General features: G+C 59.9%; 21 protein-coding genes and 1 pseudogene. 16 read left to right on the plus strand and 6 right to left on the minus strand.

Annotated elements, in window-relative coordinates:
• Positions 1-83 precede the first annotated feature (83 nt).
• The 3 genes from CFBP4996_RS25195 to CFBP4996_RS25205 all read left to right on the plus strand — a co-directional run bounded on the left by CFBP4996_RS25195 (position 84) and on the right by CFBP4996_RS25205 (position 3,645).
• Complete coding sequence (locus CFBP4996_RS25195; RefSeq protein ID WP_080853365.1) at positions 84-1,169, plus strand: ABC transporter permease; 1,086 nt, start codon at positions 84-86, stop codon at positions 1,167-1,169.
• A complete protein-coding gene (locus CFBP4996_RS25200) occupies positions 1,166-1,942 on the plus strand; it encodes an ATP-binding cassette domain-containing protein (protein ID WP_080853364.1) in 777 nt (258 codons plus the stop codon). Before CFBP4996_RS25195 ends, CFBP4996_RS25200 begins: the two co-directional genes overlap by 4 nt.
• A gap of 98 nt (positions 1,943-2,040) precedes the next feature.
• Complete coding sequence (locus tag CFBP4996_RS25205; protein ID WP_080853363.1) at positions 2,041-3,645, plus strand: FGGY-family carbohydrate kinase; 1,605 nt, start codon at positions 2,041-2,043, stop codon at positions 3,643-3,645.
• A 25-nt stretch (positions 3,646-3,670) separates the two neighbouring features.
• Here CFBP4996_RS25205 and CFBP4996_RS25210 read toward each other — a convergent pair whose 3' ends face one another.
• The 3 genes from CFBP4996_RS25210 to CFBP4996_RS25220 are packed head-to-tail and all read right to left on the minus strand — an operon-like array spanning position 3,671 to position 6,605.
• Positions 3,671-4,492, minus strand: a complete 822-nt coding sequence (locus CFBP4996_RS25210) for a DeoR/GlpR family DNA-binding transcription regulator (RefSeq protein ID WP_080853362.1) — start codon at positions 4,490-4,492, stop codon at positions 3,671-3,673.
• Positions 4,493-4,552: 60 nt separating this feature from the next.
• The gene (locus tag CFBP4996_RS25215) at positions 4,553-5,326 is read right to left on the minus strand and encodes an SDR family NAD(P)-dependent oxidoreductase (protein ID WP_080853361.1); all 774 of its coding nucleotides are present in this window, start codon (positions 5,324-5,326) and stop codon (positions 4,553-4,555) included.
• Positions 5,327-5,336: 10 nt separating this feature from the next.
• Positions 5,337-6,605: an ADP-dependent glucokinase/phosphofructokinase gene (locus CFBP4996_RS25220; protein WP_080853360.1), complete on the minus strand. Its 1,269-nt coding sequence runs from the start codon at positions 6,603-6,605 to the stop codon at positions 5,337-5,339.
• A 108-nt stretch (positions 6,606-6,713) separates the two neighbouring features.
• Between CFBP4996_RS25220 and CFBP4996_RS25225 the strand changes: the two genes are divergently transcribed.
• The 3 genes from CFBP4996_RS25225 to CFBP4996_RS25235 all read left to right on the plus strand — a co-directional run bounded on the left by CFBP4996_RS25225 (position 6,714) and on the right by CFBP4996_RS25235 (position 9,520).
• Complete coding sequence (locus tag CFBP4996_RS25225) at positions 6,714-6,908, plus strand: hypothetical protein (RefSeq protein ID WP_080853359.1); 195 nt, start codon at positions 6,714-6,716, stop codon at positions 6,906-6,908.
• A gap of 194 nt (positions 6,909-7,102) precedes the next feature.
• Positions 7,103-8,119 (plus strand): hypothetical protein, encoded by a 1,017-nt coding sequence (locus CFBP4996_RS25230; protein ID WP_080854777.1) that lies wholly within the window; start codon positions 7,103-7,105, stop codon positions 8,117-8,119.
• Between the two features lie 114 nt (positions 8,120-8,233).
• Complete coding sequence (locus CFBP4996_RS25235; RefSeq protein WP_059756491.1) at positions 8,234-9,520, plus strand: ABC transporter substrate-binding protein; 1,287 nt, start codon at positions 8,234-8,236, stop codon at positions 9,518-9,520.
• A gap of 9 nt (positions 9,521-9,529) precedes the next feature.
• Here CFBP4996_RS25235 and CFBP4996_RS25240 read toward each other — a convergent pair whose 3' ends face one another.
• Positions 9,530-9,739, minus strand: a complete 210-nt coding sequence (locus CFBP4996_RS25240) for a hypothetical protein (protein WP_137396287.1) — start codon at positions 9,737-9,739, stop codon at positions 9,530-9,532.
• Between CFBP4996_RS25240 and CFBP4996_RS25245 the strand changes: the two genes are divergently transcribed.
• From CFBP4996_RS25245 to CFBP4996_RS25260, 4 genes are read left to right on the plus strand one after another with little or no spacing between them, the layout of a single operon-like run.
• On the plus strand, positions 9,738-10,604 hold the full coding sequence (locus tag CFBP4996_RS25245) for a carbohydrate ABC transporter permease (protein ID WP_080839283.1): 867 nt from the start codon (positions 9,738-9,740) through the stop codon (positions 10,602-10,604). The genes CFBP4996_RS25240 and CFBP4996_RS25245 overlap by 2 nt on opposite strands.
• The gene (locus tag CFBP4996_RS25250; RefSeq protein ID WP_080853358.1) at positions 10,601-11,434 is read left to right on the plus strand and encodes a carbohydrate ABC transporter permease; all 834 of its coding nucleotides are present in this window, start codon (positions 10,601-10,603) and stop codon (positions 11,432-11,434) included. The genes CFBP4996_RS25245 and CFBP4996_RS25250 overlap by 4 nt, the downstream gene beginning before the upstream one ends.
• 4 nt (positions 11,435-11,438) lie before the next feature.
• Positions 11,439-12,563, plus strand: a complete 1,125-nt coding sequence (locus CFBP4996_RS25255) for an ABC transporter ATP-binding protein (RefSeq protein WP_080853357.1) — start codon at positions 11,439-11,441, stop codon at positions 12,561-12,563.
• A 52-nt stretch (positions 12,564-12,615) separates the two neighbouring features.
• Entirely contained in the window at positions 12,616-13,344 is a 729-nt protein-coding gene (locus tag CFBP4996_RS25260) for an SDR family oxidoreductase (protein ID WP_080853356.1), read from the plus strand.
• 239 nt (positions 13,345-13,583) lie between these two features.
• Here CFBP4996_RS25260 and CFBP4996_RS25265 read toward each other — a convergent pair whose 3' ends face one another.
• Both CFBP4996_RS25265 and CFBP4996_RS25270 read right to left on the minus strand, forming a co-directional pair.
• A complete protein-coding gene (locus CFBP4996_RS25265; protein WP_080853355.1) occupies positions 13,584-13,988 on the minus strand; it encodes a hypothetical protein in 405 nt (134 codons plus the stop codon).
• A gap of 45 nt (positions 13,989-14,033) precedes the next feature.
• A complete protein-coding gene (locus CFBP4996_RS25270; RefSeq protein WP_003521599.1) occupies positions 14,034-14,252 on the minus strand; it encodes a hypothetical protein in 219 nt (72 codons plus the stop codon).
• Between the two features lie 179 nt (positions 14,253-14,431).
• Between CFBP4996_RS25270 and CFBP4996_RS25275 the strand changes: the two genes are divergently transcribed.
• The 6 genes and pseudogenes from CFBP4996_RS25275 (at position 14,432) to CFBP4996_RS25300 (ending at position 19,666) form a co-directional block, all read left to right on the plus strand.
• On the plus strand, positions 14,432-14,773 hold the full coding sequence (locus tag CFBP4996_RS25275) for an ArsR/SmtB family transcription factor (RefSeq protein WP_162936012.1): 342 nt from the start codon (positions 14,432-14,434) through the stop codon (positions 14,771-14,773).
• A complete protein-coding gene (locus CFBP4996_RS25280) occupies positions 14,770-15,693 on the plus strand; it encodes an SRPBCC family protein (RefSeq protein ID WP_080853353.1) in 924 nt (307 codons plus the stop codon). Before CFBP4996_RS25275 ends, CFBP4996_RS25280 begins: the two co-directional genes overlap by 4 nt.
• 407 nt (positions 15,694-16,100) lie before the next feature.
• Positions 16,101-17,984 (plus strand): ABC transporter ATP-binding protein, encoded by a 1,884-nt coding sequence (locus tag CFBP4996_RS25285; protein WP_080853352.1) that lies wholly within the window; start codon positions 16,101-16,103, stop codon positions 17,982-17,984.
• A 65-nt stretch (positions 17,985-18,049) separates the two neighbouring features.
• Positions 18,050-18,367: a hypothetical protein gene (locus tag CFBP4996_RS25290; protein ID WP_205529280.1), complete on the plus strand. Its 318-nt coding sequence runs from the start codon at positions 18,050-18,052 to the stop codon at positions 18,365-18,367.
• Positions 18,339-18,851 (plus strand): hypothetical protein, encoded by a 513-nt coding sequence (locus CFBP4996_RS25295; RefSeq protein WP_233283605.1) that lies wholly within the window; start codon positions 18,339-18,341, stop codon positions 18,849-18,851. The genes CFBP4996_RS25290 and CFBP4996_RS25295 overlap by 29 nt, the downstream gene beginning before the upstream one ends.
• A 34-nt stretch (positions 18,852-18,885) precedes the next feature.
• Positions 18,886-19,666, plus strand: a pseudogene (locus CFBP4996_RS25300) (IS5 family transposase).
• Positions 19,667-20,117: the final 451 nt, after the last annotated feature.

Here is a 20,117-nt window from a genome sequence, read left to right on the forward strand (position 1 = left end):
CGTGTTTAATCCGTGCATCGCATTTTCCGGCAGCCGATCCTGTATCCGGTTTGAAGCCGCAGACCTGTGAAGGGTATATCTCGATGACTGAACCCAGCAAACATGCTTCGACTGGTCCGGCAGGCTTTGAGGCCGGTTCGATAGCAAAAGAAACATCTCATGCCGTGTTCGAGGATCAGGACACGAGCCCGCTTCGCAGGCTGCAACGTTTCCTGCACGGCAATCCAACCGTGGTGCCGTTCATTGTTCTTGCAGCCAGCGTCGGGGTGTTTTCCGTCATCGTCGGCTCACGGTTCTTTCAGCCTTTCAATCTTTCGCTCATCCTTCAACAGGTCACCATCATCGGAATTATCGGCATCGCCCAGACGCTGGTGATCCTGACGGCGGGCATCGATCTGTCCGTCGGCGCCATCATGGTATTGACCTCGACGCTCATGGGCCGCCTTGCCATTACAGCCGGGTTGCCACCGGAACTCGCCTTCCTTATCGGGCTCGGCGGCGGGCTGGGTTGTGGCCTCATCAACGGGTTTCTCATAACCTATATGCGTCTTCCGCCATTCATCGTCACCCTCGGGAGCTGGAGCGTGTTCGGGGCGTTGAACCTCTGGTATTCCGGCAGCCAGACCATCCGTAGCCAGGAGGTGGCGGAGGTTGCACCGATCCTGCAATGGATGGGGGCTGCGCTCCAGTTCGGTGGGGCGCGCATTACGCTCGGAACCGTGCTGATGCTCGCTCTCGCAGCTCTCGCCTGGTATGTGCTCAACCGCACCGCCTTTGGCCGCCATGTCTATGCGACAGGTGACGACCCGGATGCGGCGACGCTTGCGGGCATCGATACGCGTCGCGTGCTGCTGGCGGTCTATGCCTGTGCGGGTCTCATCTCGGCCATCGGCGCCTGGGCGTTGATCGGCCGGGTCGGCGCAATCAGCCCGACCTCCGGGTCGACTGCCAATCTGGATTCTATTACGGCGACGGTGATCGGCGGAACATCGCTGTTCGGCGGGCGCGGCACCATCATTGGCACCCTGATTGGCGCGCTGATCGTGGGGGTCTTTAGAAACGGCCTTGCGCTCGCGGGCCTCGATGCGCTGTGGCAGGAATTCGCGGTCGGCATTCTGATCGTGGCGGCCGTCGGCGTCGACCAGTGGCTCCGGAGGGTTTCGGCATGACAGGCGAACTTGCGCTCGAAGGTCGCGGCCTGACCAAACGATACGGCAATGTCGTTGCCCTCAACGGGGCGGACTTCGAATTGCGCCGCGGCGAAATTCTTGCCGTGATCGGTGATAACGGCGCTGGAAAATCCACGCTCATCAAGGCGCTCGCCGGTGCGGTGATCCCCGACGGCGGCGAAATCCGGCTGGAAGGCAAACGTGTCGATTTCAGAACGCCGATGGATGCGCGCTCCGCCGGTATCGAAACGGTGTTTCAGAACCTTGCCCTTTCGCCGGCGCTGTCCATCGCCGACAATCTTTTCCTCGGGCGTGAAATGCGTGTGTCCGGCATCGGCGGATCGGTCTTTCGCCTGCTGGACCGCCCTCGTATGGCGGCCGAAGCGCGGCGGCACCTGTCGAGTCTCGGTCTGATGACGGTGCAGGACATTCACCAGAGCGTCGAAACGCTGTCCGGCGGGCAGCGGCAGGGCATTGCCGTCGCCCGTGCCTGCGCGTTCGGTGGGCGCGTCGTCATTCTCGATGAGCCGACCGCAGCTCTCGGGGTCAAGGAATCCCGCAAGGTTCTCGACATGATCCTTGGCATTCGCGACAAGGGCCTGTCGATCGTGCTTATCAGCCACAACATGCCGCATGTGTTTGAAATCGCCGACCGTATTCACATCCACAGGCTCGGCAGGCGGGCGGCCGTCGTCAATCCGGGAGACGTCACCATGTCGGATGCCGTCGCGATCATGACCGGCGCGATGGCTGCTGCCAGTCCGACAGCGTGAAGAACGGCAGTGTTTCAGTTCCACCCAATTGCGAGATCCCATGCCCCTGAATGATGCCCACACCATATTTGCCAGCAGTCGCCGGGGGACGTGAGATCATGACCGATACCTATATGATCGGCATGGATTTCGGCTCGGAATCGGCGCGCGGCATTCTCGTCAATGCCCGCACCGGCGCGCAGGAAGGCCACCATGTCCACCCGTATCGCAACGGCATTCTGACGCATTCGCTGCGCGGTCGAAGCCTGCCCGCCAATTTCGTGCTTCAGGTCGCAGACGACTACTCGGAAGCCGCCGAGATCATTCTGTCGGCGCTCGGCAACGGCCGCAACGTTGCGGGGATAGGTATCGATTTCACCGCCTCTTCACCCATGCCCGCACGTGCCGACGGCACGGCGCTTTCGGTGCTTTATCCGGATGAGCCGCATGCCTATGTGAAGCTCTGGAAACACTCGGCGCAGGCTCATGCGGATGCGATCAATGCTTTGGGCGGCGATTACCTTGGAAACTTCGGCGGAAAGCTCTCCGGTGAATGGATGCTTGCCAAGGCGGCGCAAATGCGCGCTGAAGCACCCGCTTTGTGGGCCGAAACCGGGCGCTTCATCGAAGCGGGAGACTGGCTGGTCTGGCAGTTGATCGGCAAGGAGGCGCGAAGCCTCGACTTCGCCTCCTACAAGGCGCAGTTCTCCCGGGAAACCGGCTATCCGCAAGACGTGGTGCCGGGGCTTGCGGAGCGTCTTTCAAAACCGCTTCAGGTCGGCAACCCGGCCGGCTCCCTGACGCCGGAGTGGCGTCGTCGCACCGGGATTACAGGCGATGCCGTCGTTGCGGTTTCGGTTATCGACAGCCATGTCGTGCTGCCTGCGGTCGGCGCCGTCTGTCCCGGTGTTTTTGTCGGCGCGCTCGGAACCTCTGCCGGTTTTCTCATTCTGGACGGGGAGGGACGCGGCCTGCCACAAGGGCTCGAAGGGGCGGCCTTCGGCGCTGCCCTGCCGGATCTGTGGTGTTACGAGGCGGGGCAGGCGGCGTTCGGCGATATGCTGGCCTGGTATGTGAAGACTTTCCCGCGCGATGACGACCTTTCCCGCAACTTCGCCCTGCATAATGAGGCGGCGCAGGCGGTCGGCCCGGGCGGGGGCGGTGTTCTGGCGCTCGACTGGTTTGCGGGCAACCGCATTCCGCTGGCCGACTCCATGCTGTCGGGATTGCTGGTGGGCCTCAGCCTGAAATCGACCTCGGCCGGAATCTACCGGGCGCTGATCGAGGCGCTGTGTTTCGGCACGCGATCCATTCTGGACATGGCGATAGCGGGCGGTGTGCCGATCAGCCGTATCGTGATGACGAGCGGTCTGGCCCGCAGCAATCCGTTTCTGGTGCAGACGATGGCGGATGTGTTCGGACGGACGATCGAGGTTCCTGATGTGGAGAACCCGACGGCGCTCGGCGCGGCAATACATGCGGCGGTGGCGGCCGGGATCGTTGGCTCTTTTGCCGAGGGCGCAGAAAGGCTCGGTGCGCGCAGCCTTCGCGAATTTGTGCCGAACCTGCACCATTTCGAAAAATACGAGACGCTTTATGCCGAATATCGCCGGCTTGCGGCGGACGAGGAACTCCGGCGGGCCATGCGCTCGCTGCATCTGTTTGCCGCACGGCAAAATGCACATTCGCAACCGCAGTCGCCTAACGCCGAGGCGGCACAGTGAATTTGGCGATGGAAGCGGCGGTTCTTCAGGCAAGCGGCGCAGGGGCCGCAGGCGAAACCAGCGTCACCTTGCACTCCGTAGCTTTGAGCGAGGTCATCGCATCCTGCGAAATGCCGTTGTCGGTGATGACCTCGTCTATCTCTGAAATATCCGACAGCGTGCAGAAACCGGGCGCTGCGAATTTCGAGCTGTCGACCAGAAGCACGGTCCTGCGGGCCGCGGCGATCATGGCGCGCTTGAGCGAAGCCACTTCCAGCGAAGTTTCCGTCAGCAGCGTGCCGGTAACGGCTGAAGCCCCCGTCATGCAGATATCGGCATGCAGCGTTTTGATGAAGCTTTCCCCCGGCTCGCCCGCCAGGTGGCGGTGCCCCGGCCGCACGGTGCCGCCCGGCAGGATGGTGCGCCAGGATTTGATGTCGGCGGCGAAATCGGCGATCTGTAGGCTGTTGGTCACCACCGTCAAGGGAAGGTCGCGTTCGGCGGCGGCACGCACCGCCTCCATCACCGTCGAGGAACTGTCGAAGATGACGCTGTCGCCGGCACTCAGCCGCTCCGCCGCCTCGCGGCCGATCGCAACTTTTTCCGCGTGCTGAAGCGCGGCATTCACCGTCATCTCCCGTTCGAAGGTCGCACGCATCGGCTGCAACAGATGCGCGCCGCCGTGGGTGCGCTCGAGATAACCTTTTTCCACCAGATGCTCGAGATCACGCCGCACGGTCGATTGTGACCCGCCGATCGTGTCCGCGAGTTCCTGAATGCCCGCCGCGCCATTGATGCGCAGGTGCTCCAGAATGAGCGCCCGTCTTTTGGCGGGAACCATATCAACACGCTTGCTCGAAGACTCCATGCAATCACCCGGTTTTCGGCCCGTAGAAACGCGCCGATTCTCTCCAATGTCCGTCAAGCTCTACCAAATCGTGTATCCGCAATCCACCGCAACGATTGTGCCCGTCATGGCGCTGGCGGCGTCCGAGGCCAGAAACAGGATGGGCGCGGCGATCTCATCGGGCCTTGCGACGCGCTTCATCGGCGTCATCTCCATCCAGACCGGCATCAGCGTTTCGTCTGAAAAACCGCCGCGCGACATGACGGTGTCGACATAGGTGGGCGCAACGCAATTGACCCGAACGCCGCGCTCAGCCCATTCGCCCGCGAGGCACCGCGTCATGTGGTGAACGGCGGCCTTGGCGGTGTTGTAATGTACCTGCCGCTGCGGCTTGTTGGAGATCAGTCCGGACATCGAACCGAGGGTAACGATGGAACCGCGTCCGCGCGCCAGCATCGGCCGGGCAAATTCACGGCATGACCAGTAAGCGCCGTTGAGATCGACATCCACCACCTTCAGCCAAACCTCGTCGCTCATCTCTTCGCCCGGCGTGTCCGGCCAGGCGATGCCGGCATTGGCGATCAGGATGTCGACGGCGCCGAAGCGGTCGTTGGCGGCCCGCGCAGCCTCGGCGACGGCCTTCGCATCCGTTACATCCAGCTGCACGGCATCCGCCTCATGGCCTTTTGCCTTCAGTTCCGAGAGACCCGCCTCCAGCACCTCGGCATTCATGTCGGAAATGATGACATGCGCGCCTGCTTCCGCCAGCGCCTGCGCCGTCGCAAGGCCGATGCCGCGCCCGCCGCCGGTGATGAAGGCGGTTTTTCCATCCAGACGAAATCGTTCGAGAAACATCGTTTTTCCTTCAGGCCTGTTTGAGGGCGGCGGGTGCGGTCGCGACGCCGGGATTGCCGAGAACGAGAAGGCACCCGGCCGTGAAACTGTCGCCGAGACCGAGCGTGGTGGCGGGCTTTTCAACATAGGGCGAGGCGCAGGCAACAAAGGTCCAGCGGCCTTTCCGCACGCGATTATAGAACGGCAACGCGTGGAACTGCGCCAGCGCATCGGTACGGATCGCGTTTGCCGGTTCCCCATTGGCGGCCCGGGCGCTGGCAATGGCGCATCCGGCCATCAGCGCCAGTTCCTCCTCATCGGGGTCGTTGCGTGTCACAGCGGCCGCCCAGGTGTCGGCATGCACGCAGACGCGGTCGACATCCAGCCTGTCCCCAAGAGCGATCAGCGCCTCCATCGGATGCTGGGCGGCGCTATCCATCGCCAGCAGTTCCGAATGGCTCATGCCGAGCGAACTGATCGCACCCCTGGCGTGATCGAGCAGCTCGCTTACGGCGTCCTGCGAAGCATAGCCGGCAAGCTCGAAATGCACCGTCTTCAAGCCCGCATCCATCCAGTCGCGGCTGAGCGCAAAGACATGGCGGGCGGCGGCGCCGACATTTTCCGCGGCCTCGTCGTTGAGGCCGGACAGAAGGCCGGCAGCGGCGGTGGAGGCGCGCTTTCGTGATACCGCCTCAAATGCCGCATCATGCTGGATACCGCGATCACAGAAACGCACGATGATGCGTGTCGAACGATTGGGTATGAGCGCACCGATAGGTTTGCCCGCCGTGAATTCGAAGATGAATATTTCAGGGATATGCCGTTCTGTCGGCGTCACTTCCGCTGCCGTTTTGAGCGCGTTGCCCTCAGCCAATAAAACGCCCGGCGGGATCTGACGAAGCTGCTGCTCGTGGCGGTCCTCCAGCGCCACCAGGGAGGCTACGCCGAGCCGCGAAAGCACCCAGGCGGCCTGCGGCCCGGTGCCGCCCAGCGCGTAGCGAACATCCAGATGATCGCGCAGCCATTGCGGGCCGTCCACCCAGTCGGCGCGTACTTCACCGCCGATGCCCTTTGCGGCGCGCGCCAGCAACATGGCGGCGAATTGACCCGCCGGCGTTTCGGCTGGAGCATTAAGAAGCGGCTGCATATTGTGCATGTCGACCCGTGCATCGACACAGGTGGACATGCCGCACAAGAACAGCCCCGCCCGCGAAAGCGCCGATGTTCCAATCGGGCCGGAGCGCGGATCGGCGAGCGCAGCATAACGCTCCCCCCAGTCGCCTGTAAAAACGTCACCCATAGCCGAGTATCTCCTCCTCACGCGGCAATGATGTCAATTGCTACCATTATCTCTCAAATCGTCAACGAGATTTTGCGCTGAAAATGCTATTTTGCCAGAATTTGCGCAATGCAGCGCATTTTTAAAGCGACGCAGCACATGTTTTGCGCATGCGAAGGTCTTTGGTGGCGTATTGACCGTTGGTTTGCCAAAAATAAAGATATTTCAAGCGTATGGGCTGACGCCCATTATAGCGCTGATGTTTTGTTGATGCGGCATGAAAAGACGCTGGAAGACGTTTGGATGAGCAATTTAAAATATTGATTTCTTTTTATAAAGCTCGAACTTTTGGAATTTTTCGTCCCATCCTTCGGTCAAGAATATGGAGTGAGCCGTCTTCTTTTAGATAGAAAAAGATAGCTATTGACAGATTATGAGAAGTGGCCGTTTATGAATGCAAGTCTGCGGTCGCAATCGAAGCGCTGGCAGCCGAACTCCAACATTCATTGAGGGCTACGATGGTCACGAGACTCGACAGAAAACTGGCGAATATTCGCGCAGGGCGTTACAAACCGTCTGATTTTATCATTGCCGATGCGAAGGACAGCGATGTCGGCGCGGGTGTCTCCGCCACCGGTTTCGACTATTCCGTCAAGCCGCCCCGCCGTCGCACCCGGCAGGAATTCATCACCCAGATCGAGGAGATCATCGACCAGGACGTGGTCGACATCATGCTGGTGTCGCAGTCCAATCTCGATCTGCTGGACGAGCGCGGCGCGTTTTCCGGCAGCGAGGTGAAACCGGCCATTCGCGGCAATCTCGAAAGCATGTGCTGGGGTGGCGTGCGACATGGCACCTATACACAGTCCCCATCCGTGCCGTTCCGCGATACGGGTCTTGCCCGCGCCATCGCCAACTACCCGACCTCGGGCACCGATCTCTGCCTTTATTCGGTGTGTTTCACCAACGATCTCGACCGTGACATATGTACGCTGAAAGCTTTCGCCGAGTTCCGCGCCGAAGCGTCGAGGCACAATTTCAAATATTTCTACGAGGTCTTCAATCCGAATGTCGATATCGGCCTGACGCGCGAACAGACCGGCGAGTTTGTCAACGACCACATCATCAAGTCACTGGCGAGCGTGCCGCGTGCCGAACGGCCGCTGTTTCTCAAGATGCCCTATAACGGGCCAAAGGCGCTGGAGGAACTCGCCTCGTTCGATTCCGAGCTGATCGTCGGCGTGCTTGGCGGCGGAGCGGGCACCACCCGCGATACGTTCGAGCTGGTGGCGCAGTCGGAGCGTTACGGCGCGCGGCTCGCGCTGTTCGGGCGCAAGATCAATCTGGCTGAAGCTCCGCTCAATCTGATCGTGCTGATGCGCGCGGTTGCCGACGGCGCCCTGAAGCCGGAAGAGGCGGTTCGCGCCTATCACGGCGAGTTGCAGACACTGGGGCTTTCCCCGGTACGCCCGCTCGCGGACGACCGCGTCATTACCGAGGACGTGCTGAAAGCGGCGGCGGCCAAGGCGGCCTGATAGCTGCCGGGTTTCGAGTGAACGCGGCTCTGGGGAGGGCCGCGATAAAATCGGGCGGCAGGTCCGCCGGCATCTTTAAACAATGCGTCTTTAAACAATAAAGGGAGGAATATGATGAGGAAGACGTTGTTTCTTGCAACGACAGTTCTGACTGCCGTTCTGTCCGCTGCTGTCGCGAGTGCGGCGCAGAAAGAAGTGACCGTATGGTCATGGTTCGTGCAAAGCACCATGAAGAAGTCGATTGCGGCCTTCGAGAAGGCCCATCCAGACGTGAAGGTGAACTACACCTATTACAATTATTCGCCGGAATATATCACGGCGCTGAAGGCGGCGGCGGCATCCGGGAGTTTGCCTGACATCATCGGCCTGCAGCCGGGGTCCCTCACACAGCAATATCGCGATAATCTGGAGCCCGTAAACGACCGTGCCGCCAAACAATGGGGTGCAACGTGGGAGGAGAAGATTTTCCCCGTCAACCGCAAACAGATGTTGATGGGCAACCCCGCTGGCGACAAGAATTTCTACATCATTCCCCAGGAATCGCAGGTTCTCTGCATCTGGTATAACCGCAAGCTCTTCGAAAAACACAATATCGCTGTGCCGAAGACCTATGCGGAACTGAAGGCTGCTGCCAAGACGCTGAGCGATAACGGCCTCATCCCGATGTTTCAGGGGGCTGCGGACGGCTGGCAGAACGAAAACGTCTTCCTGATGCTCGCCAACCAGTTTTCCCCCGGCATCGTCGACAAGGCGCAGGCGGGTGAAACGCCGTGGACCGCGCCCGAGCTGGTGGCTGCCATGAAGGCGTGGAAGGGTCTGTTCGACGACGGCATCTTCCAGCAGGGTGCGCTTGGCGCGCATGCCTATCCGACCGGCGCGCAGCTCTTCGCACAGGGCAAGGTGGGCATGATGGCGCTCGGCTCCTGGTGGATGCAGGAAAGCAAGTTCCCGCCGCCGCTCTCCGAATATGTGCAGAACATGGACGGGTTCGACTTCTTCTACATGCCTCCCGTCAAGGAGGGCAACAAGGCAAGCCCGCCGGTCGGCGGCATCGACATCGGTTATGGCCTGACGAAGAATGGCGGCAAGAATGACGCCGCGTGGACCTTCCTTGCCGAACTGACCAATGGTGTCGGTCTGCAGGAGGCGCTGAACGACCTGAACGATCTGCCGGCCTTCGAGGGCCATACGCCGAAGGGCGATATTACCGACCACGTCAAGCAATTGTCGGCGCGGTTCATGGCAGATCTGCCCAAGGCTGAAAACCAGCGCTTTTCTTCGCCGGCCGTGGCCGAGGCGCTGGACAACGCCCTGGCGGGTGTAGCCGCCGGCAGCATCGAAGCCGAGGCCGCGCTGGCCAAGGTGGACGAGGCGACCAAAAAAGCGCTCGCGTCCAAGTGACAGGCGGCCTCAAGATGCCGGGCGCTGCCAAATGCGCCCGGCGGGTTGAAGCGCATCGACCACGACAAGACCTCCCTGGTGCGCTTCAACACCTTTCGATGCCGTTTCGTTTGATGGCGGCGTGATTATCAATCGGTGAGAACCCATGCGTGCAGAAGTTTTAAGGGCCGGCGCTACGCCTGTCATCATTGAACGCAGCAGAGTTTCGAGGACGTCCATGCTCTATGTCTTCGCGCTTCCTGCCGTTCTGCTGTTTGTCGTTTTCATTGCCTATCCAATCCTCTGGGTGACGGGACAGAGCTTCTATGCGGCTTCCGGCGAGGCACGCAGCTTTGCGGGGTTTTCGAACTACGCCACGGTTCTTGGTGACCCCACCTTCTGGATCGTCGTGCGCAACATGGTGCTCTGGGGTGTCATCACCATTCCGGTCCAGATGCTGGTGGGCGGGGTGCTTGCCTGGTTCATCGAACGGCACACGGACCGGCTGCGCGGTTTCTTCCGCACCATGTTCTTCCTGCCCGTCGTCACCTCCGTTTCGGTGGTCAGCCTTGTCTGGGTGCAGATTTACGCGCCCTATTACGGCATCGCGCAGGAATATCTGAAATATGCCGGCATCGTCATGTCGACCTCGCCGATCGGCGATCCCAAAACGGCGATCTATGCCCTCATTGTCGTCAACATCTGGCAATGGACCGGGTTTTCCATGCTGATGTATATCGCCGGCATCGCCAACATGCCGTCTGAAGTGCTGGATGCGGCGCGCATCGATGGCGCGAAGGGTTTGAAACTCGCCGCCCATGTCGTGGTTCCCATGCTGGCGCCCGCCACGAAATCGTTGCTGCTTCTCGGCGTCATCGGCACGCTTCAGACCTTTCCCATCGTGCATCTGATGACCGGCGGCGGCCCAAACCGGGCAAGCGAGGTTTTCGGCACCTTCATCTTCAAGCAGAGCTTTGTGCTGGGCGATACCGGCAGCGGTGCGGCGCTTTCCGTGATCGTTCTTGTCGTGGCGCTTGGCCTCTCGCTGCTGCAGATCGCAGCACTCGGCGCACGGCTGACGCCTGCCGGAAAGGATCGGTCATGACGGCTTTTGCCCGCAACCGCGCACGCGGCCTTCTCATTCATGCGGTGCTGTTCATCGTGCTCGGCATCTGGATGGTCCCGCAGGTCTACATGTTGTCCGTTGGTCTGAGAACGCCGGCGCAGGCATTCGACGCGGCGCTCTTCACATGGCCGGTGACTTTTGACAATTTCATCACCGTCATCCGCGACAATCCGCTCGGCGGCATCTTCCTGAATAGCCTGATCGTCACTGTCGCGACGGTGGCGATCGTGGTTGCCGTATCCTCGCTTTTTGCCTTCTCCATCGCCATCCTTCGGCTGAAGGGCACACTGTTTCTCTACACCACGCTTCTGACCACGCTGATGGTGCCGCTCGCCACGATGGTGTTGCCGCTTGCCATTCTCCTGAAGAATTTCGGCTGGGTGAACACCTATATCGGGCTGATATTGCCCTATGCCGCACTCGGCGTGCCCTTCGCCATGGTCATTCTGAAATCCTTCATGGAAGACGCGCCGCGTGAACTGTTTGAGGCGGCCAAGGTGGATGGCTGCAACGCCTGGCAGACCTACTGGCATGTGGCGCTGCCGCTGGTGCGCTCGGCGCTGGTTTTCGTCACCATCTGGCAGTTCATCGTCACCTGGAACGAATTTTTCCTGGCGCTGATCGTGCTGACGAAAAGCGAGATGAAGACGCTCACCATCGTGCCCATGCAATATTCCGGCCTCTATATGGCCAACCCCGGTGCGCTGTTTGCGGTGCTGACGCTGATCGCGCTTCCCCTCATTCTTCTTTATGTGCTGGTGCAGCGCGCCTTCGTGCGTGGCCTGACTGCCGGTGCGGTGAAAGGCTAGACCCATGGCAACGCTTTCGATCGACAAAATCACAAAGGCCTTCGGCAGTCTGACGGTCATTCCCGAATTGTCGCTGACCATAGAGGATGGCGAATTCTGCGTGCTGGTCGGCCCCTCAGGTTGCGGAAAATCCACGCTGCTGCGCATCATTGCCGGGCTGGAGCCGATCAGCTCGGGCCGCGTGCTGGTGGATGGCGCCGATATGAGCGATGCCGAGCCGCCCGAACGCGGCGTGGCCATGGTTTTCCAGTCCTATGCGCTTTATCCGCATATGAATGTCGCCCGCAATATCGGCTTCGGGCTGGAAATCGCCCGGACGCCCACAGCCGAAATCGGCGAGCGGGTGGGCCGCGCGGCCGGGAAACTCAAGCTGTCGAGCTATCTGAAACGCAAGCCGCGCGAATTGTCCGGCGGTCAGCGCCAGCGTGTCGCCATCGGCCGGGCAATGACGCGCAAGCCGAAGCTTTTCCTGCTCGATGAACCGCTTTCCAACCTCGATGCGGCCCTGCGCGTCGGCATGCGGGTGGAAATTGCACGGCTGAAGGCGGAGCTCGGCTGCACGATGATCTATGTCACGCATGACCAGGTGGAAGCGATGACGCTTGCCGACAAGATAGTCGTCATGAATGGCGGCCGCATCGAGCAGATCGGCTCGCCGCTTGCGCTCTACCAGCGTCCCGCCAATCTTTTCGTCGCGGGTTTCATCGGTTCGCCCGCCATGAACCTTCTGAAAGCGCGCGTCGTCTCAGCCGCAGAAGGCATCGCCACCGTGTCTCTCGCCGCCGGCCCCTCCCTCGATATTGCGGTTTCAAGGCCGCTTGAACCTGGCGACACCGTAACCCTCGGCATCCGTCCCGAACATATTGCAATCGGCGACGGGCAGGGCGGACAGTCCTATTCGATGAAAGCGACGATGGTCGAACTGCTCGGCAGCGATACTTTCATCCATGTCCGCGAGGGCGAGGAAACCATCACCATAAGAGACAGTCTTGGCCGCATGGCGCGCGCGGGAGACCGCATAGCCGTGTCGTTCCCGGCTGCCGCCTGCCATCTGTTCGATGTGAAGGGGCAGAGAGTGTCGCGGGATATGAAGACCCCGCGAGAGACTGAAGCGGTGCGGATCAATTGAAACGTTGTGAAGGGTGCGGAATGTTCGGCGCCATGAGGGAGGAAGACGCGAAATGACGGATTTTCAGGGCAGAACGATCCTTGTGACGGGCGGCAGCGGCGGTATTGGCGGGGAAACGGTGCGCCATCTCGTGCGCGCCAATGCCGATGTCATCGCGGCAGGGCGTTCGCAGGAGGTGCTCGAGGCTATCGCGAAGGAAACCGGTTGCCGCACATTGGCGTTCGATCTCGCCCGCGACGAGGAAATTCGCGCCGCGCTGGAGGGGCTGGATCTGTGGGGCGTCGTCAATTGCGGCGGTTTCGGCGGTGAAATCGCCACGCCGATGGATACGGATATCGCCATTTTCGACAAGGTCATCACCATCAATGCGCGCGGGGCGCTGCTGGTGACGAAATATGCCAGCCAGTCCATGGTGAGGCTCGGCAAGGGCGGCGCCATCGTCAACGTGTCCAGCCAGGCCGCCCTTGTGGCGCTGCCGGGCCATATCTCCTACGGCTCTTCCAAGGCCGCTCTCGACAATATCACCCGCTGCTCGGCGCTGGAGCTCGGCCGCTACAATATCCGCGTCAACAGCGTCAATCCAACCGTTGTCATGACGCCGATTTCGTCCGGCCACTGGAGCCAGCCGCATGTGGCCGAGCCATTCCTGAAGCAAATGCCGCTCGGCCGGTGGGCCAGCGAAGCGGAAATCGCCGCACCCATCGTCTTTCTGCTCAGCGATGCAGCCTCGATGATTACCGGCGTTTCGCTGCCCATCGACGGCGGTTTCACCTGCTGCTGATCGGGTAACGATGTATGGCGTCGCGACCCAGTCAGGGAAGCGTCGCCGCCGCATCGCGGCTCTCTGCGCCAACATGAGGCTGCGCCGATCAGTTCAGCCTCACCGAAAACACCTTCGCCAACCCAGGCCACGATCCCCTCCGGCCGCATGAGAACCGCAAAGTCCGGCGCGCTGCGCCCCACAAGCGCGTGATGCGCACCGAGATCGTAACGCAGACCGATGCCCCAGACGCGCTCGCCTTACACGCCCTTTATGATATTGCAGATGCCCTCGCGAATGACGTTCTTGTCGGCGATCTGTCCTGCCTGAATATTGAAAACGGCATCGATCCGCACGGCGTTGCCCTTCTGCCGTGCCACCACCCGCAGCGTCTGAATTCTGCCGCTGCCGCTGGTTTCCTGATGGGCATCGATGGACGAGAGCGCCTTGTTGATCTGGATACCTGAAAAACCTTCGGCGGCGACGGCCTGTGCAAGCTTTTGAAGCACTGCGGGCGCCTTGGCCTTCGGCAGGTCCTGCCATGATTTATAAGAAACGGCGGTCACCATAGGCACGCCCGAAACGGTGAAGTTTTTCTCGCAGGAGGCTGCGAAGGCAGGGCTCGAGACGGCGATGAGGCCAAGGGCGGCGATGAGGGATTTCATTGGTATGATCCGATCGTTGGTGAAGGTTTTCAACTGTTGCCCATGTCAGAACGACGACCGTTTTCCCCGATAGGTCGAAGGCGGCGGCAGGGCTTCATGGGCTTGCGCCAGCGTTTCCAGCCATGTTGCGAGGCCATCGGGAACGGCTTCATTGCCGGCTTCCAGCGCTTCGATCCATGAGAGCTCGCATTGCAGCGCAGAGGCAATATTGATTGGCGTCCAGCGGATAACCCGCAGGCATTCATTGAAGCGGTCTGGCGACATGATGATTTGTTCTGTTCCCCGTCATTTTCCTGGCGAAGCTCACTCACATGGATGCGAGAGTCAATCATTTTCTGCAACTTTTGATGGATCGTTTCCCTTGTATCCTTTGTCCGATAAAACTTAGTCGACCTACTAAGTTTCTCCTTGCCCCATCGCGATGAAACATGATAGTTAGCAATATGACTAAGCATCATCAGGAACTTTCACCGATCTTCCAGGCTCTGGCCGATCCGACGCGGCGGGCGATTCTGGCGCGCCTCGGCGGCGGTCCGGCGCCGGTCACGGAATTGTCCGCGCCCACGGGGCTGCGTCTGCCCACGGTCATGCGGCATCTTTCCGTGCTGGAGGAGGCGGGGTTGATCGTCACGTCCAAGGATGGGCGGGTGCGCACCTGCGCCATCGTGCCGGAAGCGCTGGAGCCGGTAAGCACATGGCTCGATGAGCAGCGGGCCGTGTGGGAGAGCCGGCTTGATCGGCTGGAGGCATTTGCAATGCAGGCCATGAAGGAGGAATCCGAATGACAACGAAACCGGATCAAAAAAGCGCACACGCTGAACCGCATCAGCGGCAAGACCGTTTTGCAACGCTCAGCTTCGAACGGGAAATTGCCGTTCCGCTATCGGCTCTCTGGCAGGTCTGGCTGTCACCCGCCGCCCGGGCGGTGTGGGCCTCTCCCTCGCCCTCGGTCACCGTGGAGTTCCTGGAGGCGGACAGCAGGCTGGGTGGTCGCGAAGTGTCGCTCTGCAAGGTCGCCGGCCAGCCGGATATTCGCTGTGAATGCGGCTGGCTGGAGCTGCAGCCAACCCGCCGCAGCGTGAATTACGAGGTGGTCTCATCCGACGGCGTAACGCAGTCGGCAGCGCTGGTAACTGCCGATTTTCAGGCGGCGGAAGAGCGTAGCCGCTTGACCTTAACGGTGCAGCTTTCCTCATTGGCCGAGGATATGCGCGATGGCTATCAACAGGGTTTCGGCGCCGGTCTCAACAATCTGGCCAGCGTGGCCGGGCGAACCATGGTACTGGAACGAGTAATAAAGGTGCCGCGAAACATTGTCTGGAAAGCCTGGATGAATGAAAAGACGCTGCCGCAATGGTGGGGTCCTGAAGGCTTTTCCTGCCGCACGAAGAGAATTGATCTGCGGACGGGCGGTGAATGGGTCTTTGACATGATCGGCCCTGATGGCACAGTCTTCCCGAACCATCATCGTTATGTCGAGGTCCGGCCCGAAGAGAGGATCGCCTATACGCTGCTGTGGGGCGAAAACGGGCCAAAACATGCCGACGCCTGGGCCTCTTTTGAAGATCAGGATGGCGTGACGAAAGTTGTGCTGGGCATGGTGTTCAGCACGGAAGCCGAGTTCCAGCAAGCGAAGGGTTTCGGCGCCGTGGAGCTGGGTCAGCAAACGCTGGGCAAACTGGAACGCTTCGCCAAGGCACTATAGATGTGCCGGGCCGACAGCTCCATGCGCGGCTGTCTCGATACCGGCTTCCTGTCCAGAGCGGCAACTACTCTTCAAAGCCGCTCTGAGCTTGCGAGATCGTCCTGCAGGTCCCGCCTTTAACGAGCAGCGAAAACGCGCACCTTTGTTTGCTTATTTTACAAAAGGGGTTCAACGGACTGTCGGGCATCGGATGCATTTGCCAGCGTGACATCCGGTCAGCGCGTTGTCACGAATCGCGGCTGTACTAAGTGTTTCACTGGGCCGACAGCTATTCCGCCGGGCCCAAACCATGAGCTCCAATCCGAAAAAACAAAGCCGGTAATTGAGATTGAACGCCATGCATGGTTCCATGCCGGATGCGTAGCTGATTCCTCCCCGGCGATACCAAACCGCGATCCGAGAGGCCCATGTCGATTTCAGATACGATCTTCCGCCCCTTCGAGACGCTGATACGGCCGCTCGACATCCCCTTCCGACCGCTGCCGTCGAATGGCCCCGTCGCGGTGCTGTTGCATTTCATTGCGATGTTTCGTGGCGTCCTGATTGCTCTTGCCCTGTCGTCCATGGCGGTGGAAGCCATCAATCTTTCGATCATCTGGGGTCTGTCCTTTATCGTCGATGGGGTGACGGCGCAGGGAGCAACGGCTTTCCTGCGCAATGAATGGCCGCTGCTGACCGTGCTTGGGTTGTTGATTTTCCCCGCGATGCCCATAGCGTCGTTCCTTCTCAATACGCTCAATTCCCACACGCTTGGCATTGCGATGCCGGCGGCCATCCAGTGGCAGGGCCACAAGGCCGTGGAGCAGCAGGATCTGGCATTTTTCCATGAGCTTTATGCGGGGCAGGTCGCCTCGCGTCTTTCGCAGGTCTCGTCAGCCGTTCAGCAGCAGATTATCAACGCGTTTCAGATCGGACCGCGTTTCTTGCTGCAAATGGTCGGCTCTCTTGCGCTCCTTGCCGCCTTGTCCTGGCAGCTGGCGCTGCCGGTGTTCATCTGGATCGTGCTCAATGTAGTTCTCGCCGTTAAACTTGCCCCGGTCTTCACGGAGCGGTCACGGCGCTCGGCGAAACAAAAGAGCCTTGTCTCGGGGGCGATCACCGATCTCTACAGCAATATGCAGATGATCAAGCAATTTGCCGCCGAGGACAGCGAGGCAGGCACAATCCGCCGCATACTGATGAAAGCCTTGCAGACGCAGCATCGGGAACAGCGTGTCTATCGCGCATCCGAGCTGGCGGTGGTTGCGCTCAACATGGCGTTGTGGCTGGCGATCCTGTCGGTGGGGCTTTCCGGTCTGGTGAAGGGCTTCATCACGGTCGGAGAATTCGTCGGCGCGGTCTATATATTGCAGCGGCTTTCAGGGCACACATTCACCTTCCTGCAGATGGGCCAGCAGATATTTCAGGCGATCGGTACGATCAAGGATGCCATGCCTGTCATGACGACGCCTCCGACCATTATCGACAGGGCCGGTGCGGCGGAACTGAGCGTTTCGCATGGGAACATCGTGTTCGACCATATCCGCTTTGCCTACAAGTCAGGCAGACCGGTGATAGATGATCTGTCGCTGACCGTGCGCGCCGGGGAGAAAGTCGGTCTTGTGGGTCTGTCGGGCGCGGGAAAGACGACGTTGGTCAATCTGCTCCTGCGCTTCTATGACATTCAGGAGGGCGCCATCCGCATCGACGGGCAGGATATTCGCGAGGTCACGCAGATGAGCCTGCGCCGCAATATCGGGGTGATTGCCCAGGACGTGGCGCTGCTGCACCGGTCGGTAGGCGACAACATCCGCTACGGGCGCCCAGAGGCAACGCAGGAGGAGGTGGAGCAGGTGGCTAAAGTGGCGAAGGCGGATGGCTTCATAGTCGATCTCGCCGACAGCGAAGGACGAACAGGGTATCAGGCCTTCGTTGGAGACCGCGGCATCAAGCTTTCCGGCGGGCAGCGCCAGCGGGTCGCCATTGCGCGGGTGCTGTTGAAAGATGCGCCTATCCTCATCCTCGACGAAGCCACCTCCGCCCTTGATAGCGAGTCTGAGGCCGCCATTCAGGACAAGCTCAATCTGGTGATGGAGGGCAAAACGGTGATTGCCATTGCGCACCGACTGTCGACCATTGCGCGGATGGATCGCATCATCGTGTTGGATCATGGCCGGATTGTCGAAGAGGGAAGGCCCGAGGAACTGGTCGAGCAGGATGGATTATTTGCGCGGCTCTGGAAACGCCAGATTGGCGGCTTCATTCCCGAAGATGAGGGGGTGACGTCGGAAGCGGTAGTGAACCGAAGCTGAGAGTGGAGAGCTTCGTCATTTGTAAAGAGGTTACGACGAAAACCGATTGGAATTCGATTAGAGGCATGCTGATTGCAGCAGTCGACGCCTGCGAACGCGTCGCGGCGCTGCATTATGCCGAGACTGCCCGGGAGGCCACGATCGATATCGGCGGACAAAAGGTCAGCGTCCATGATTTTCTGGTGACCGCGTGGACATACCCGGAGAAGCTCCGCGACCAGGTCATACGAGAACGCCTCGACACCGGCGTCGATCTCCGATACGTGCCGGAGGCAGCGCGCATTCTGTTAGGTCCTGTTGACAAAGTTCTCGATCATCGGGAAGTTCGATCCGTTATGGGTTGGGAGGGATACGTTGCCAACGCCTCTGGAAGTTTTCGATAAGTATCGATCTGCGCTTTTGACAAAGCCGTTGTCGGCGGTTTGGCGTGGCCATGGCTCGGCAATTTTCTTGGAGTTTGGCCGCTTATCACCCCAAGTGAGACGCGACGGTACTCCCGGAAATTCACAGGGCGACTTCACAGTCATGATCGAGTGGAGTTGGCGGATTGAGAATGAAAACTCGATTGTGTGCGGAAGTTGGAGCGACGAAGACGGTTGGGAAGAGACTTTTCGGTCGCTTATCGGTCGTGACGTTCGAAATGTATCGTTATTCGGACGACTTCCAGAGCTCTCGATTGAATTGGCAGGCGGGCTTTATATAGCTTCGTTTATGACCGCAGACGGCCAGCCTGGCTGGACCATATTTGACCGTTGCCCTGAGCATCAGAAATCCGCCTGGATTGAGGTTCGCGATGGCGAGATTTGGGAGACTTTGGACGCGAAAAGCTCATCAGCTGCAATTGACCCCGATTCCAAAATCGCTTGAAGCGTGATTCAACACTACCTTTTAGGAGGCGGTTTTGGAACGAGGCGATTTGAGTGATGCAGAATGGCGGATAGTTGAACCGCTGCTGCCGAGAGAGCGGGGCCGCAAGTCTCGCCCATCGCATGACAACCGCCGCTTTTTGAACGGGATGCTTCACGTCTTGCGCGTTGGCTGTCCATGGCGCGATATGCATGAGCGATACGGTAAATGGAATTCGATTTATGTTCGTTTCCGCCGATGGGCTGAACAAGGCATATGGGACGCTCTGTTAGAGACGCTGGTCGAGTTGGGGCTGACCGACGACTGGCAGCATATGATCGACAGTACAACGGTTCGCGGCCATTCGCAGGCAGCGGGCGCTAAAGGGGACTTATAAGGAGGCTTTTGGTCGATCACGCGGTGGCTTTACGACGAAAATCCACGCCCGTGCAGACGGTCAAGGACGCCCTCTCGGCTTCATCCTGACCGGCGGAGAGGCTTCTGATTACAGTGCCGTTCCTGATTTACTGGCAATACCGGTCGGTAAACCGAGGTTGTTTCTTGCCGACAAAGGATATGACGGCAATTTCCTGCGCGAGGAACTGCTGACCCATGGGATCAGGCCGGTCATTCCGCCGAAGGCCAACCGGAAGAACCCGCCTGCCTGCGACTTCCGAGCCTACAAGAATCGAAACCATATCGAACGGATGTTCAACCGTCTCAAGCAGTTCCGCCGCGTGGCGACCCGATACGACAAAACCCAAAAATCCTTCTCAGCATTCCTCGCTCTGGCCGCCGCGAAGATATGGTTGCCATACTTTGTCAACAGGACCTAGCAACGTCCCAAGCTGCAATTGAATTGGTGGATGCTGGTGGAGTGCCCCGCCAAACAAGTCCAGCAGATGATCAAATGGTTTGATGAGACTTGGTGCGTGGGATTGAAAGCGCCGTCGCTACTCACCGATAAGCAAGGTCGCAATGGACTATGGGGCGTAAGTGAGAGGAAAGGCTTTTTTTCCACATGGGTTCGGATGTTGATGTCTGAGGTAAGCGGTTTGCTATTCCCGTAGTCGTTATCTCAGCGTCACACTTCGATGTGGCGCGGTATCTCGGACAGGCGGGAGATGGAATTCCGCGAGGTCGGTGCGGACACAAGGATAAACTGTCATGTGACTTTGTATACCCTCGCAGAAGCTTGGCGCTGACGGCATTGCCCGTCCCAATGTCGCGCGAACGGCGGCGGCTATACGCTGGAGGCCGACTTGGGAGGGCATATGAAATGGCCGC

The organism is Agrobacterium leguminum (assembly GCF_005144435.2).
Taxonomy (GTDB): domain Bacteria; phylum Pseudomonadota; class Alphaproteobacteria; order Rhizobiales; family Rhizobiaceae; genus Agrobacterium; species Agrobacterium leguminum.